Genomic DNA, 14,651 nt, shown 5'->3' on the forward strand with positions numbered 1-14,651 from the left:
CCATGTCCAGACTCAGCTCGTCAAGAAACAACCTCTTGACTCTTCACATCTAGTCACTCGCCCAGCGGCACGGCCGCGCTGCGCAGCGCCTTGCGCCTTGACGCGTGGTCGGGCATGACGCTGGCCACCACGTCCCAGAACTGCGGGCTGTGGTCCATGTGGTGCAGGTGGCTGAGCTCGTGCACCACCACGTAGTCGACCATCTCCAGCTTGAGGTGGATCAGCCGCCAGTTCAGGCGGATCGTGCCGTCGGCGCTGGCGCTGCCCCAGCGCGTGCCGGCGCTCGAGAGGCGCAGCTTCGAATAGCGCACGCCGAGTTGCGGCGCAAAGTGGTCCAGCCGCTGCGCGAACAAGGCCTTGGCCTGTTTCATCAGCCAGGCCTGTGCGGCGTCGCGGATCTGCGACTCGACGGCGTTGCCCGCCAGACCCAGGCGCAGCGTGGCCAGCGCACCAGGGCTGGTTGCCGCCTCGAAGACCGCGCCCACCTGCGTGAACCCATGCGCCGGATCGAGCACCAGCCGCAGGCGCTCGCCCAGGTAGTCGAACTCGGCGCCGTCGGCCCAGGTGATGCGGGCCTGCGCCAGATCGCTGGCGCGTTCGCGCGCGCTTTGCAGCTTCTCCAGCACCCAGGCCGACTTGTCGTGCAGCAGCGCCTCGACCTCGCCGACCGGCGTCCAGCGTGGCGCGCTCACGCTCAGGCCGTCCGGGCTCACCGACAGGCCGATGGTGCGGCGTTTGCCGCGCTTGAATTCGTAGGCCACGTCGCACGATCCCAGGCGCAAGGTGCGGTTGGCGCGCGGGTGGTGCCAGGCGGCGGGCTGGAACACCTGGGTCATGGTCAGAGCCGGCTCAGCGGCCAGGTCGGGACGCGGTACTGCTGCGGGCTGCCGCGGCTCGGGATCGGGGCCGCCGAGGAAATCGAGCGCCAGCTGAAGAAAGCGCTGCATGGCCTGGCTCAGCCCTGCGGATAGGCCGTCGGGTCGAGCCGGCGCATTTCCGCCTCGATCCAGGCCTCGACCTCGCGCATCAGCTCGTCGGGCTCGCGGCCCTGGCTGGGGATGGGCTTGCCGATGGAGAACTCCACCGTGCCCGGCTTCTTCACGAAGGCCTTGCGGGGCCAGCACTTGGCCGAGGTCACGGCGATCGGGATCACCGGCGCACCGGTCTCCACCGCCAGGCGCGTGCCGCCGCTCTTGTAGGTGCCCGTCTGGCCGCGCGGGATGCGCGTGCCTTCGGGAAACATGATCACCCAGGTGCCCTGGTTGAGCAGGCGCTGGCCTTGCTCGACGACCTTGTTGAACGCCTGGGCGCGCTTGCTGCGGTCGATGTGGATCATGTCCATGCGGCCCATGGCCCAGCCGAAAAACGGCACGTAGAGCAGTTCTTTCTTGAACACATAGGCCAGCGGGTGCGGCATGAGCGCGGGCATGCAGAAGGTTTCCCAGGTCGACTGGTGCTTGACCAGCAGGACGGCCGGCGCGGTGCTGCCCACCGGCAGGTTTTCGAACCCGATCACCTGGTTCTTGATGCCGAGGATGACCGTGCCCCCGTTGACCGCGAGCTTCAGCCAGCCGGCGCACATCCAGTAGATCTGCGTGCTGTTGAGAAAGGGGGCCGCGATCAGCACCGCAAGCGCCCAAGGCACCACCGTGATGGCCATGAACAGCGTGTGCACGATCGAGCGCAGGAGGTGGAGAAGGTACATGGCGGGCTCAGGTGGTGGGTTGCGCGAGCAACCAGTCGGCAAAGGCACCGAGATCGTCGTGGATGTGGGTGCCGGCGGGCAGGTCGGGTGCCAGCGCGGCGAGATCGGCGTCCGATCCCAGGCCCACGCGGCCGCGCAGGTGCTCGGACTGGCCGGTGAGCAGCAGGTGGGCCGGGCAGCCGGCGGCGGCAGCGGCCTTGACATGCCGCAACGCGTTGCCGGCCGCCGGTACCGCGGCCAGGGACACACCGAAACGTTCACCGATCTGGGTGAACAGGCCGGGCAGCGGCTTGCGGCAGGTGCAGGCCTCGTCGGGCGCGTGCGGGCAGAAAAACACCGCCTCCACCCGCGCACCGGCCGCCGCGAGCTTTCGGTGCATCTTGGCGTGGATGGCATTGAGCGAGGCCATGTCGAACAGGCCACGCCCGATGCCCGACTGGTTGGTGGCCAGCACCACGCGCCAGCCGCCCTGGTTGAGCCGTGCCACCGCTTCGAGCGCACCGGGCAGCGCCTCCCACTCGTCCGGCGAAGCGACGTGGTCGTCGCGGCTGCGGTTGAGCGTACCGTCGCGGTCGAGGATGAGGAGTCTCATGGCGGTCTCAGGTGGCGAGGCGCGAGAGGTCGGCCACGCGGTTCATGGCGTCGTGCAGCTGTTTGAGCAGACCCAGGCGGTTGGCCTTGAGCGCAGCGTCATCGGCGTTGACCATGACGCCGTCGAAGAAGGCGTCGACGGGCATGCGCAGCGCGGCGAGGGCCTGCAGGGACCCGGTGTAGTCGCCCGCGTCGAACTTCGCATTGGCGGCTGGCACGGTGGACTGCATGGCGGCAAACAGATTCTTCTCGGCTGTTTCGACGAACAACGCCGCGTCCACGACCGCCCCCGTCGCTTCGGACTTCTTGAGAATGTTGCCGATGCGTTTGTTGGCAGCGGCGAGAGCGGGGGCTTCGGGCAGGGCGGCGAAGGCGCGGACGGCGGACAAGCGTTTGGGCACGTCACCCAGGCGCTGGGGTTTCAATGCGAGCACAGCGTCGACCTCCTGCGCGGTACCGCCCTGCTCGCGCAGGCTCCCCGCGAGGCGGTCATGGATGAAACCGGCGAGGGCTTCGACAGGCTCAGCCCGATCGGCCGGGAGCTTGTCGCCAAACGCGCTGTAGCACGCATCGAGCAGCATGGGCAGCTCCAGCTGCAGGTCTTTGTCGATCAACATCCGGATCACGCCCAGCGCATGACGGCGCAACGCGAACGGATCCTTGTCTCCGGTGGGCACGTTGCCAATGCCGAACATGCCGACCAGCGTCTCCAGCTTGTCGGCCAGCGCCACCACCACACCCGTCGTGTTGCGCGGCAGTTCATCGCCCGCAAAACGTGGCTTGTAGTGATCCTCTATGGCACTCGCAACCTCCTCGGTCTCACCGTCATGCAGCGCGTAGTAGCGGCCCATGGTGCCCTGCAGCTCGGGGAACTCGCCCACCATGTCGGTCAGCAGGTCGGTCTTGGCGAGCCGGGCTGCGGTGTCGGCACTTGTTGCCAACAGGTCGCCACCGAGCTGCTGGCCGATGGCCCGCGCAATCGCCCGCACCCGCTCCGTGCGCTCACCCTGCGTGCCCAGCTTGTTGTGATAGACCACCTTGCCCAAGCCCTCGACACGCGAGGCCAGGGTCTTCTTGCGGTCCTGGTCGAAGAAGAACTTGGCATCGGCCAGGCGCGGGCGCACCACGCGCTCGTTGCCGCCGGTCACCGCGCTCGCATCGGTGGGGCTGATGTTGCTCACCACCAGGAACTTGTTCGTCAACCTGCCCGCCGCATCGAGCAGCGGAAAGTACTTCTGGTTGGCCTTCATCGTGAGGATCAGGCATTCCTGCGGCACGCCGAGGAACTGGCTTTCGAACTCGCAGACGAGCACATTGGGTCGCTCGACGAGCGCGGTCACCTCGTCGAGCAGCGCGTCGTCTTCAATGGGCTTGCAGCCCCCGCCCACCTTGGCCGCAGCGGCGGCGAGCTGGCGCGCAATCTCGGCCTTGCGTTCGGCGAACGAGGCGATCACCGCGCCGTCCGCGGCGAGTGTGGCCGCGTAGCTGTCGGCGTCTTTCAGCACCACCGGCGACACCGCCGCCTCAAAGCGGTGACCCTGCGTGGTGTTGCCCGAGCTCAGCCCCAGCGCCTTCACCGGCACCACGCTGCTGCCGTGCAGCGCGACCAGGCCGTGTGCGGGGCGCACGAAATTCACGCTGGTCCAGCCGGGCAGCTCGCAGTCGGTCTCCAGTTGGTACGTCATGACCTTGGGGATCGGCAGCTTGGCCAGCGATTCGTCCAGCGCCTTCTGCAAGCCCGCAGCCAGTTCAACTCCGGGCGCCACGCTCTCGTAAAACAGCGCTTCGGCCTTGCCGTCGGGCGCACGCTTGAGGCCGGCCACGGCCGACGCATCGGCACCGAGCGCGCCCAGGCGCTTGAGCAGCGCGGGTGTGGGCTGGCCGCTGGCGTCCAGGCCCACGCTCACCGGCATGAGCTTTTGTGACACGGCCTTGTCGGCCGCACGGCTCAACACGCCAGTGACATGCGCGGCCAGGCGGCGCGGCGAGGCAAACGCCGTCACCACCGCATCGGCACCGGCCAGGCCCTGGGACTGGAGTTGTTCAGCCAGCACCGTGGCAAACGCATCGCCGAGTTTTTTCAGTGCCTTCGGGGGGAGTTCTTCTACAAACAGCTCGACGAGCAGGTTCTGTGCGGTCATTCTTGTTCTTTCTCCGGGCGCTCACGCGGCCTTCTTCACCATCTGGTCGACCCACTCGCGCGGCGCCATGGGGAATCCCAGGCGCTCGCGGCTCTCGTAGTAGCTCTGCGCCACGCCCCGCGCGAGGTTGCGGATGCGCCCGATGTAGGCCGCGCGCTCGGTCACGCTGATGGCGCCACGCGCATCCAGCAGGTTGAAGCTGTGCGCGCACTTGAGCACCTGCTCGTACGCCGGCAGTGCGAGTTGCTGCTCCATCAGGTGCCTGGCCTGTTTCTCGTGTGCGGTGAAGGCCGTGAACAGAAAGTCGGCGTCGCTGTGCTCGAAGTTGTAGGCCGACTGCTCCTTTTCGTTCTGCAGGTACACGTCGCCATAGCTGAGACTGGAGCCGTCAGCGCGTTTCGTCCACACCAGGTCGTAGACGTTGTCCACGCCCTGCAGGTACATGGCCAGGCGCTCCAGGCCGTAGGTGATTTCGCCGGTGATGGGCCTGCAGTCGATGCCGCCGACCTGCTGGAAGTAGGTGAACTGCGTGACTTCCATGCCGTTGAGCCAGACTTCCCAGCCCAGGCCCCATGCGCCGAGCGTGGGGTTTTCCCAATCGTCTTCCACGAAACGGATGTCGTTCTTTTTCAGGTCGAAGCCCAGCGCCTCCAGGCTGCCCAGATAGAGCTCGAGGATGTTGCTCGGCGCAGGCTTGAGCACGACCTGGTACTGGTAGTAGTGCTGCAGGCGGTTGGGATTCTCGCCATAGCGACCGTCCTTGGGGCGTCGGCTGGGCTGAACATAGGCGGCTTTCCACGGCTCGGGGCCGAGCGCACGCAGGAAGGTGGCGGTGTGGCTGGTGCCCGCGCCCACCTCCATGTCGTAGGGCTGCAGCAGCGCGCAGCCCTGGGCGTCCCAGTAGGACTGGAGTTTCAGAATGATTTGCTGGAAGGTCAACATGGGCTGGCGCGCGGGCCGCGAAAGATGAACGAGAGCGCGCCGATCCCGGCTGCGCAAAGCGCGATTTTACGGGCGCAGCCCACGCCGCCGGCCCGACACCGGTGTCAGCGGCGACGGGTGCGTCCACCCCGCCGACCCAGGCCGCGCAGCGAGGCGATCAGCAGCACCAGCAGCACGCATCCGATCCACATCGGCATCAGACCCCAGCGCGCCGTCCAGCGGGCGTACGGCGTGGTGCCGTGGCGGCCCTGCACGGTGGCCTCCAGCCGGCCGCGGGTGAGCCGGTCGAGCTGGTGCGTGACGGCACCGGTGTGGTCGATGACGGCGGTGGCGCCGGTGTTGGTGGCGCGCAGCATGGGCCGTCCCAGTTCCATGGCCCGCAGGCGCGAGATCTGCAAGTGCTGGTCGATGGCGACCGAGTCACCGAACCAGGCGATGTTGCTGAGGTTGATCAGCACGCTGGGTGCGGTGGCCTCGTCGGTGAACGAGGCCGCCAGTTCCTCGCCGAACAGGTCTTCGAAGCAGATGTTGGGCGAGACGCGTTGTCCGGCCACCGTCCACGGGGCCTGGGCCAGACCACCGCGGTTGAAATCCCCGAGCGGAATGTTCAAGAGATCGGTGAACCAGCGAAACAGGGGCGGGATGAATTCGCCAAACGGCACCAGGTGGTTCTTGTCGTAGCGGTAGAGGCCGGATGCCATGGCCCCGGGCACATCGACCCGGTCCCGCGCCTTCGCGGCGCTGTCGGGGCTCAGGCCCCACACCGAATTGGTGTACCCCTCTTGCAGGCTGCCCAGAGGCAAACCGACCAGTGCACTGGTGCCACCGGCAGGCTGTTCAGCCAGCTTGCCGAGCAGCGGTCTCCAGAACTCGGCACCCAGCTGGTCGGGCAGCAAGGGGAACGCGGTTTCGGGAGCCACCACCAGCTGTGGACCGGTCGCCGGGTTGGCGCGCGCGGCCTCCACCGCCTGACCGATCTGCTGCGGGTACCAGAACAGGGCCTGCGCGATGCCTGTGCCGGGCTCGAACTTCTGGTCCTGCGCAATGTTGCCTTGCAACAGCCACACCCGAAGCTCACCGGCGCCGCTGGTGCCGCGCTGGCCGAGCGTTCGCCACGCCTGCCCACCACCGAGCATGCTCACGAGCAAGCCGCCCACGATGGCCAGCAAGAGCGCCGAGCGCACCATGCCCCAGAGGCCGTCGGTCAGCCCCGGCACCACCCGGGCCTGCACCCGGGCGCCTTGGGCCGCCATGTGGCCTGCCACGCCGGTGCGCGCGGGACGGCTGACCGGCGACAGCATCCAGAGGCTCAGTCGCCGCCACAGCCCCGAGACGATGGACGCCAGCGCGTAGGCCAGGATCGCTGCCAGGAAACCCATGCCGTAGACACCGACCAGTGGCGCCCAGGGGGCCATCAGATCGACTTGCGCATAGCCGCCGGCACCCCAGGGAAAGCCGGTGAACCAATGCCCCCGGGCCAACTCCGCCAAGGTCCAGAGCGAGGCGAACAACAGGGCCTGTGCGGTGCGCGAGACCGGGGCCCAGCTGCACAGCAGGCCGACAGCCACCGCGTAGTAGATCGACAGCAGGCCGGCCAGCGCCAGCACAGCCAGCACAGCCAGCCAGGCCGACAAGCCGCCATAGGTGTGCAGGGAAATGAACAGCCACCAGAAGGTGCCGGACAACCACACGGTGGAAAAGATCCAGCCCCGCCAAGCCGCCTGCCCCACACGGGTCGCATATTGCAGGGCGAGAACGAGCAGGGACAGCGAGACGATCTGCCAGAAGCCGCTGGGCTGACCGGTTTGGGTGCCGGGCAGGCTCCACCCGGTCAGTGGCCACGCAATGGCCGCGGCCTGCAACGCGCCGCCGAGCAGGCAGAGGCAGAACCAGAAAAATCCGCTGCCTCGGGCGCTGCGTCCCGGGGGGCGGCGGCTCATCGGGTTGAAGCTCGACGGGGTGTGAAGCGATCCGAACAGGCTGCGCATAGACCGGGCGGGCTCGGGGCCGACCTCAGGGTTCGGCCGGGACGGGCAGGACCTTGAACCACTTCACGGCGCCACCCTTGGTGTGCAGCACGGTGAAGCGCAGACCGTCAAGCTCGTGCACCTCGCCGCGCTTGGGCACATGGCCCATGGCGTGGGCGATCATGCCGCCGATGGTGTCGAAGTCGACTTCGGGCAGTTTCAGGCCGAAGGACTCGTTGATGCGCTCGATCGGCGTGTCGCCACTGACGCGCCAGGTGCTGTCGGCCAGGGCAAAGATATCGCCCTCGTCCTCGGCCACATCGAACTCGTCTTCGATCTCGCCGACGATTTCCTCGAGCACGTCTTCGATGGTGATGAGGCCGGCCACGCGGCCGAACTCATCGATCACGATGGCGAGGTGGTTGCGGTTGCCCCGGAATTCCCGCAACAGATCGTTGAGCCCCTTGGTCTCGGGCACGAAGGTGGCCGGTCGCAACAGGGCGCGAATGTTGAGTTCGGGCGCGCGCTGCAGCTTGAGCAGGTCTTTGGCCAGCAAGATGCCGATGATGTTTTCGCGCTCCCCTTCGAACACCGGAAAGCGCGAGTGCGCGGTGTCGATGACCAGGTGCAGGAGTTCGTCGTAGGGCGCATTGATGTCCAGAACATCCATGCGGGGTGTGGCCACCATCACGTCGCCGGCGGTCATGTCGGCGATGCGGATGACACCCTCGAGCATCACCCGGGACTCGGCGTTGATGATGTCGTTGTCCTCGGCGTCGGCGAGGGTTTCGATCAGTTCGTCCTTGGAGTCCGGCCCGGGATGGATGAACTCCGCGAGCTTTTGCAGGAAACCACGTTTGTCGACATGCCGCAGGCTGCGCTGCGGCCCACCACTGGGAGGGGAATCGGCCACTGAAGGTTGGGAGGGGTTGTAACGGTGCGAAAGGATACCGCAAGCGGGGAACTCAAAGCAAAAAAGGCGGCCATGCCGCCAGCGGCTTCGATGCTCAGTCAGCCCCGCGCCCGCTCCCGGGCGTCCCGCACACCCTGGCGGATGTCCTGCAGCATGTTCAACAGCCCCCAGAACTGTTTGGCCTGAACCTTGAGGTGGTAGTCGGTGAGGGCCACTTGCTGGTTGACCAGTTCGGTCACTCGCGAATCAAAATCTGCCGGCGGCAGTCTGAGGTGTGCCTCGGACTCGGACCCGTCGCGCTCGATGATGGCGCCGGCATGGCGCGCGATCTTGAGCATGGCGGTGTTCTCCGACAGTGCATGGATGAACAACTGCGTCACGCCTTCGTTGCGAGCGTGCATGACAGCCCGCTCGAACAGCCGGCTGCCGTAGCCACGCCCGCGCGCACTCTTGGCCACCGACACACCGAATTCGGCGCAGCTGGTGTATTGGGGATCGAGCGAAAAGGCCAGATGGGCCATGGCGATCAGGTCGAGCCGGCGGTTGAAGATGCCGAAGAGTTCGTCACGCTCGAAATTGAGCTGATCCACGTAACGCGTGATCTGCTCGTCGTTGGCGGCGTAGCCGAACCGAAGGTAGCGGTCGTGGGGCTCCAGTGCCAACAGGTGCGCCAGGATGCGGTCGTGTTGCCCCGGGCCGATGGACCGGATGGGCACCACCACGCTGGTGGATGGAAAGCGGCGCTCGTCAGAAGCCCGCGCAGTGGTTGCAGCATCACCCACCGTTGCCGGTGCGCGCGGGGCTGCAGACTTGAACCATTGGGTGGGATTGACCATGGGAGGACTGTAAGGGTTATCCCTATATCGACAAGGACTGACGTCCCTAAATGGGTACTCGCCCGATGGGCGGGCAACAGACGACCGTCGGTCGCGTTCGCCCGGGCTTAAAGCGGCAGGGCGGTCGTGCTTTTCACCCGGTCCATGACGAAGCTGGTCTTGCAGTCCTGCACGCTGGGGTGTTTGAGCAAGGTTTCCATCATGAAACGCGAATACGCGGCCATGTCGGCCACGACAAGGCGCAGCTGAAAGTCCATCTCTCCGGTGAGTGCGGCGCACTCAACCACTTCCGGCCACGCCATGACGCTGGCCCGGAACACATCCATGGGATTGCGTTTGGCGCTGCCCGCGTGCTTCTCCAGGCGAACGTTGACGTAGGCCGTGAGTCCCAGCCCAACCGCTTCCGGACGCACCAGCGCGACGTAGCGGTCGATGACCTGCGACTCCTCGAGCCGGCGTACCCGCCGCAGCACCGCGCTGGGCGACAGGCCCACCGACTCGGCGATCTGGTCATAGGTGGCGCGCCCGTCGGCCTGCAGGCTGCGCAAGATGTGTCGATCCAGCTTGTCCAATGCTTCCATGGTGCGAACTATGCAGCTTTCCTGCAATGCAGACAAGCGGAACGCCACAAAACGCCGGAATCGTGACACGCTGCGCCGATACAGTGGCGCTTTGCCCCACGTCCAACGGAGACCGACATGAACGACAGCTTGCCCACCGCCACCGGTGCCGCCGCCGCCCAGTGGGAGAACCCCATGGGCACGGACGGCTTCGAGTTCATCGAATACGCCGCGCCGGACCCCGTGGCCATGGGTGCCTTGTTCGAGCGCATGGGCTTCAAGCCGATCGCGCGGCACCGCCACAAGGCCGTGACGCTGTACCGGCAGGGCGAGATCAACTTCATCATCAACGCGGAGCCCGACAGTTTTGCGCAGCGCTTTGCCCGCCTGCATGGCCCGAGCGTCTGCGCGATCGCTTTTCGCGTGGAGGACGCGAAAGCAGCCTACGAGCGAGCGATCTCACTGGGCGCATGGGGCTATGCCCAGTCGGCCGGCCCGGGTGAGTTGAACATCCCGGCCATCAAGGGCATCGGTGATTCGATCATCTATTTCATCGACCAATGGCGTGGCAAGAACGGCGCCAGAACCGGCGACATCGGCAACATCGGCTTCTTTGATGTGGACTTCCAGCCCATTGCCAGCGACTCTGGTGCACAGCTCAACCCAACCGGGCATGGGCTGACCTACATCGACCACCTCACGCACAACGTGCATCGCGGGCGCATGGACGAATGGGCCGGCTTCTACGAGCGCCTGTTCAACTTCCGGGAGGTGCGCTACTTCGACATCGAAGGCCAGGCCACCGGCGTGAAAAGCAAGGCCATGACCAGCCCCTGCGGCAAGATCCGCATCCCGATCAACGAAGAAGGCAACGAGAAGGCGGGTCAGATCCAGGAATACCTGGACCGATACCACGGTGAGGGCATCCAGCACATCGCCATGGGCTCGACCAACCTTTACGACACGGTGGATGCGCTGGAGATGCATGGCGTGAAGCTGCTCAACACCAGCGACACCTACTACGAGCTGTTGCCCAAGCGCATTCCCGACCACGGCGAAGACGTGCAAGCCCTGAAGCAGCGCAACATTCTGGTCGATGGCACGCCGGGCGAGTTGCTGCTTCAGATCTTCAGCGAGAACCAACTGGGTCCGATCTTTTTCGAGTTCATCCAGCGCAAGGGCAACCAGGGCTTTGGTGAGGGCAACTTCAAGGCATTGTTCGAGACCATGGAACTCGACCAGGTCCGCCGCGGTGTGCTCAAGGCCTGAAGGACCACGTCATGGCCGTTGAACCTGTTGTCTATGGCGCGAGCGAGCGTCCGCCCCGTGGCGACTACGCGCGGGCTGGTGCCGACTACACCTGCCCGCAGGACTGGTCGTCCTACACCGAAGCGGACCACGACACCTACCGGCGCCTCTACGAACGACAGACCGCGCTGTTGCCAGGTCTGGCCTGCGACGCCTTCATCGAAGCGCTGCCCTCGCTGGGTGCTCGTGACCGGATTCCCCGCTTTGAAGAGATCAACGAACGTCTCAGGCCCACGACCGGCTGGGAACTGGTGGCGGTGCCGGGCCTGATTCCCGAACGCCCCTTCTTCGACTTGCTGGCGCACCGGCGCTTTCCCGTCACCGACTGGATCCGTCAACCCGAAGAGTTTGATTACATCGTCGAGCCCGACGTCTTTCACGACCTGTTTGGCCATGTGCCCTTGCTGTTCAATCCGGTGTTCGCCGACTACGTTCAGCGTTACGGCGAAGGCGGCCTCAAGGCCCATGACCTCGGCGCGGGCGAGCTGCTTTCGCGTTTGTACTGGTACACCATCGAGTTCGGTCTGATACGGCAGCCCGATGGCTTGCGCGCCTACGGCGCCGGGATTCTCAGTTCGTCGGGCGAACTGCGTCACAGCGTCACCAACCAGGCGCCTCGGAGAATCGCACTGGAGCTGCTGCGCTGCATGCGCACCCGCTACAAGATCGACGACTATCAGGCCACCTACTTCGTGATCGACAGCTTCGACCAGTTGTTCAAACTGACGGCTCCCGACTTTGCCCCCCTTTATTCGGCGGTGCGATCGCTGGGCGAGCTGGCGGCCGATGCCAGCATCGACAGCGACTCCTCCATCACCCTGGGGTGAAACGCGAGCGCCACGTGGGCTGCGCCCGCCACATGGCGGTTGTCGGCACCGGGCAGAGTGGCTGTCGACGCTGGAAACACGATGTTGTCGGTGTTGCTGTACCAGCAGACAAAGCGATCGGCGTTGCAGCGCGGGTCAAGCGCCCGCTCGCGCGCCACCAACCCTTGTTGCCAGTCGCAGTCTTGGCGCATCTGGCGACCGTTGTCCAGGTGGCTGAAACGGGCCAGCCAGGTGCCGCGGTGCGGCGTGCCGATGGTGATGACCTTGCCGATGCGGCGAGCCGCGCCCGGGGTGGCTGCCAGCCAGGCTCGCGCCGCCAGCCCTCCCATGCTGTGGCAAATGAGTGTCGGGGGCTTGCCCGTCAACAACGTGGCATCCGCCACCGCAGCTTCGATGATCGGCACGTAGTCATCGATCGAGCCGAAGACCGGCTCCAGATTGACCGACAGGTAGGGCACCCCCAGGCTTCGCAGGCGCTCCATCCACGGGAGCCAGAACCCTCGGTTGCAGAAGAATCCATGAATGAGCACCACGCCCGGCGCGCTCGTCGTCAAGCGTTCGGTGGTGTCGGGCAGATTTCGCCAGCAGAACGGTTGGCGCCACGCGAACACCTTGGGCGCGACCCTCACTTCCTGCCACCAGGCTCCGACCCACTCGGCTGCGCTGGCGCGCGGTGAGTCGTCTGATCGATTGACCACCACCGCAGCCAGAATCTCGACGCCCAGGACCCATGCATGGCCCAGGACCATGAGGGTCAGACCGGCCAAGCTGGCCAGCGAGTAGCCCGGCGCCGCCCACCAGGCCCAGAGAAGAATCAGCGTGACGGCACCGGCGACCAACACCTGTTGCAGTCGGGCGAGAGATGACGCTGCGTGCGGTTTGGCCTGCGTGTGAGGTCGGGGAGCGGGCTTGTGGTCCATGGCCAAACTATCGCATGTGCGGGCAAATCGTCCACGCCCAGTTCCTTCGTGACACCCCGGGTTTCGCTGGCGGGCTAGACTTTCCCCTCATGATGTCGAACGCCAACGCCTCAGACCGCATTCGCACGCATCTCGCACGGGTGTCGCAGTTGCGCGCCCAGGCGCAGGCCGACGGCCTGCAGTCGGCTGTGGACGACATCAAAAGGTTGCAGGCGCGCAGGTTTCGGGGCACCTACACAGACTTTATCGGGCATGTCCGCTATGCCCCGGCGACCCGTTTTTTTCTGGACGAGCTGTACGGTGTCCACGACTTTGTCCAGCGCGATGCGCAGTTTGCACGCATTGCCGGCGCACTGGAGCGCCTGTTTCCCGAGGCTGTGGCACAGCTCGCGGTGGACCTGGCCGAGACCCACGCACTGACCGAAGTCCTCGACCATGAGCTGGCTCAGCACTGGCTGGCGCTGGACACGTCCCTTCCCGTCGAGAATCGCTACATCCTGAGTTGGCGACGGACAGGCGCCCGCGCATCACGCCTCAGGCAACTGGCAGTTGTGCAGCACATGGGCCTGGAGTTGCAGCGTCTCACGCGCATGAAAAGCCTGCGGCTGGGGTTGCGCATGATGCGCAACCCGGCGCGCGCAGCAGGTCTCGACGCGTTGCAACATTTCCTGGAGAGCGGATTTGATGCCTTTGCGGCACTGGGAGACGCCCGCCCTTTTCTCGAGACCATCGCACAACGCGAGTCAAGTTGGGTGGAGGCCTTGTTTGAAGAGGAACTGACGGCGTGCAGTCGCGCCTTGAGAGATGAGCTCGGTCGAGGCGCCTGATCCCGCCGCTCTGCACTGCAGCCAGACCCTGAACCTTTGAAGAAAGCACCAACCCATCATGGGTGAACCTCGCGCAGATCTCGCGCTGGCGGCACAGCTCCAGCGCATCGGAATCACCGTCTTCGAACGCGGTTGGCTCTCTTCCAACAACGTGCTGATTCAGGGAGTCGACTCATCCGCCTTGGTCGACTCAGGCTACAGCAGTCACTCCGTGCAAACCTGCGCCCTCGTCCGGGATGCCCTTCAAGGCAAGTCGCTCGACATGTTGCTCAACACCCACCTGCACAGCGATCACTGCGGAGGCAACGCGGCCCTGCAAGCGACTTTTCAAGACATGCAAACCTGGATTCCACCGGGGCAGGCGGAGTCCGTGGCTCAGTGGGACCCGGTGGCCCTGACCTACGAACCCACCGGCCAAACATGCCCGAGCTTTTCGTTTCATGGGCTTTTGACGCCCGGCACGGCGATGAGGCTGGGCGACATGGCATGGGAGGTGCACGCGGCCAAGGGGCACGACCCTCACTCCGTGGTGCTGTTTGAGCCCACGACCCGGGTTTTGATTTCAGCGGATGCCCTGTGGGAAAGCGGCTTCGGCATCGTTTTCCCTGAACTGGATGGCATCGATGCATTCGACGAAGTGGCCGCCACGCTCGACCTCATCGAGGCACTCGACCCGCAGACCGTCATTCCGGGTCATGGTTCGGTCTTCCAAAACGTCGGTGCCGCGCTGACCCGGGCCCGCAGTCGCCTCGACCAGTTCGTGAAGAGTCCAGAGCTGCACCGCAGGCACGCACTCAAAGTGCTCATCAAGTTCAAGCTGTTGGAGTGGCAATCCGTCAGTTGGTCGGACATGCTCGCCTGGTATGTCAAAACGCCCTTTATTCGCAGCATCGAGGGCGGATTGACCGACCCTGATCCCGATGCGATGCGCCGTTCGTTGGAATCCTTGATCGGGGAATTGGCTGCGCGCCAGGTCTTGCGCGTGCTTGCTGGCCAATTGATCAACATCTGACAGATCGCACTGGCCAATCTGTTTGCGTGTGGCCGAGAAATCGGCTTCCACAAAGCCCAAACCCCCAGGTGCTGTGAGGCACGAGGGGGTTTGGGGGGCTGG

General features: G+C 65.4%; 14 protein-coding genes. 4 read left to right on the forward strand and 10 right to left on the reverse strand.

What is annotated here, in order from left to right; translation table 11 throughout:
• Positions 1-53 precede the first annotated feature (53 nt).
• From QUV35_RS18685 to QUV35_RS18725, 9 genes are all read right to left on the reverse strand, one after another.
• A complete protein-coding gene (locus QUV35_RS18685; protein WP_300877360.1) occupies positions 54-947 on the reverse strand; it encodes a SprT family zinc-dependent metalloprotease in 894 nt (297 codons plus the stop codon).
• Between the two features lie 8 nt (positions 948-955).
• A complete protein-coding gene (locus tag QUV35_RS18690; protein WP_300877361.1) occupies positions 956-1,705 on the reverse strand; it encodes a 1-acyl-sn-glycerol-3-phosphate acyltransferase in 750 nt (249 codons plus the stop codon).
• A gap of 7 nt (positions 1,706-1,712) precedes the next feature.
• Positions 1,713-2,297 (reverse strand): D-glycero-beta-D-manno-heptose 1,7-bisphosphate 7-phosphatase, encoded by a 585-nt coding sequence (gene gmhB / locus QUV35_RS18695; protein ID WP_300877362.1) that lies wholly within the window; start codon positions 2,295-2,297, stop codon positions 1,713-1,715.
• A gap of 7 nt (positions 2,298-2,304) precedes the next feature.
• Positions 2,305-4,437, reverse strand: a complete 2,133-nt coding sequence (gene glyS, locus QUV35_RS18700; RefSeq protein ID WP_300877363.1) for a glycine--tRNA ligase subunit beta — start codon at positions 4,435-4,437, stop codon at positions 2,305-2,307.
• Positions 4,438-4,458: 21 nt separating this feature from the next.
• A complete protein-coding gene (glyQ, locus tag QUV35_RS18705) occupies positions 4,459-5,379 on the reverse strand; it encodes a glycine--tRNA ligase subunit alpha (protein ID WP_300877364.1) in 921 nt (306 codons plus the stop codon).
• A 104-nt stretch (positions 5,380-5,483) separates the two neighbouring features.
• Positions 5,484-7,319, reverse strand: a complete 1,836-nt coding sequence (gene lnt, locus QUV35_RS18710) for an apolipoprotein N-acyltransferase (protein ID WP_300877365.1) — start codon at positions 7,317-7,319, stop codon at positions 5,484-5,486.
• A gap of 73 nt (positions 7,320-7,392) precedes the next feature.
• Positions 7,393-8,259: a transporter associated domain-containing protein gene (locus QUV35_RS18715; RefSeq protein ID WP_300877366.1), complete on the reverse strand. Its 867-nt coding sequence runs from the start codon at positions 8,257-8,259 to the stop codon at positions 7,393-7,395.
• Between the two features lie 98 nt (positions 8,260-8,357).
• Complete coding sequence (locus tag QUV35_RS18720) at positions 8,358-9,095, reverse strand: GNAT family N-acetyltransferase (protein WP_300877367.1); 738 nt, start codon at positions 9,093-9,095, stop codon at positions 8,358-8,360.
• A gap of 107 nt (positions 9,096-9,202) precedes the next feature.
• Positions 9,203-9,676: an Lrp/AsnC family transcriptional regulator gene (locus tag QUV35_RS18725; RefSeq protein ID WP_300877368.1), complete on the reverse strand. Its 474-nt coding sequence runs from the start codon at positions 9,674-9,676 to the stop codon at positions 9,203-9,205.
• Between the two features lie 117 nt (positions 9,677-9,793).
• Between QUV35_RS18725 and hppD the strand changes: the two genes are divergently transcribed.
• On the forward strand, positions 9,794-10,924 hold the full coding sequence (gene hppD / locus QUV35_RS18730) for a 4-hydroxyphenylpyruvate dioxygenase (protein WP_300877369.1): 1,131 nt from the start codon (positions 9,794-9,796) through the stop codon (positions 10,922-10,924).
• Between the two features lie 11 nt (positions 10,925-10,935).
• Positions 10,936-11,790 carry a phenylalanine 4-monooxygenase gene (gene phhA, locus QUV35_RS18735; RefSeq protein WP_300877370.1) on the forward strand — a complete coding sequence of 285 codons (855 nt, stop codon included), beginning with the start codon at positions 10,936-10,938 and terminating at the stop codon, positions 11,788-11,790.
• On the opposite strand, the gene QUV35_RS18740 is transcribed toward phhA, so the two are convergent.
• A complete protein-coding gene (locus QUV35_RS18740) occupies positions 11,712-12,710 on the reverse strand; it encodes an alpha/beta fold hydrolase (protein WP_300877371.1) in 999 nt (332 codons plus the stop codon). The two genes, phhA and QUV35_RS18740, sit on opposite strands and share 79 nt — an antisense overlap.
• 89 nt (positions 12,711-12,799) lie before the next feature.
• Here QUV35_RS18740 and QUV35_RS18745 point away from each other — a divergent pair, with 89 nt between their 5' ends.
• Together QUV35_RS18745 and QUV35_RS18750 are read left to right on the forward strand one after the other, a co-directional pair.
• Positions 12,800-13,537 (forward strand): hypothetical protein, encoded by a 738-nt coding sequence (locus QUV35_RS18745; RefSeq protein WP_300877372.1) that lies wholly within the window; start codon positions 12,800-12,802, stop codon positions 13,535-13,537.
• 58 nt (positions 13,538-13,595) lie between these two features.
• Positions 13,596-14,549 carry an MBL fold metallo-hydrolase gene (locus QUV35_RS18750; protein WP_300877373.1) on the forward strand — a complete coding sequence of 318 codons (954 nt, stop codon included), beginning with the start codon at positions 13,596-13,598 and terminating at the stop codon, positions 14,547-14,549.
• Positions 14,550-14,651 lie beyond the last annotated feature (102 nt).

The sequence above is a fragment of the Hydrogenophaga sp. genome (assembly GCF_030373225.1).
Taxonomy (GTDB): Bacteria; Pseudomonadota; Gammaproteobacteria; order Burkholderiales; family Burkholderiaceae_C; genus Hydrogenophaga.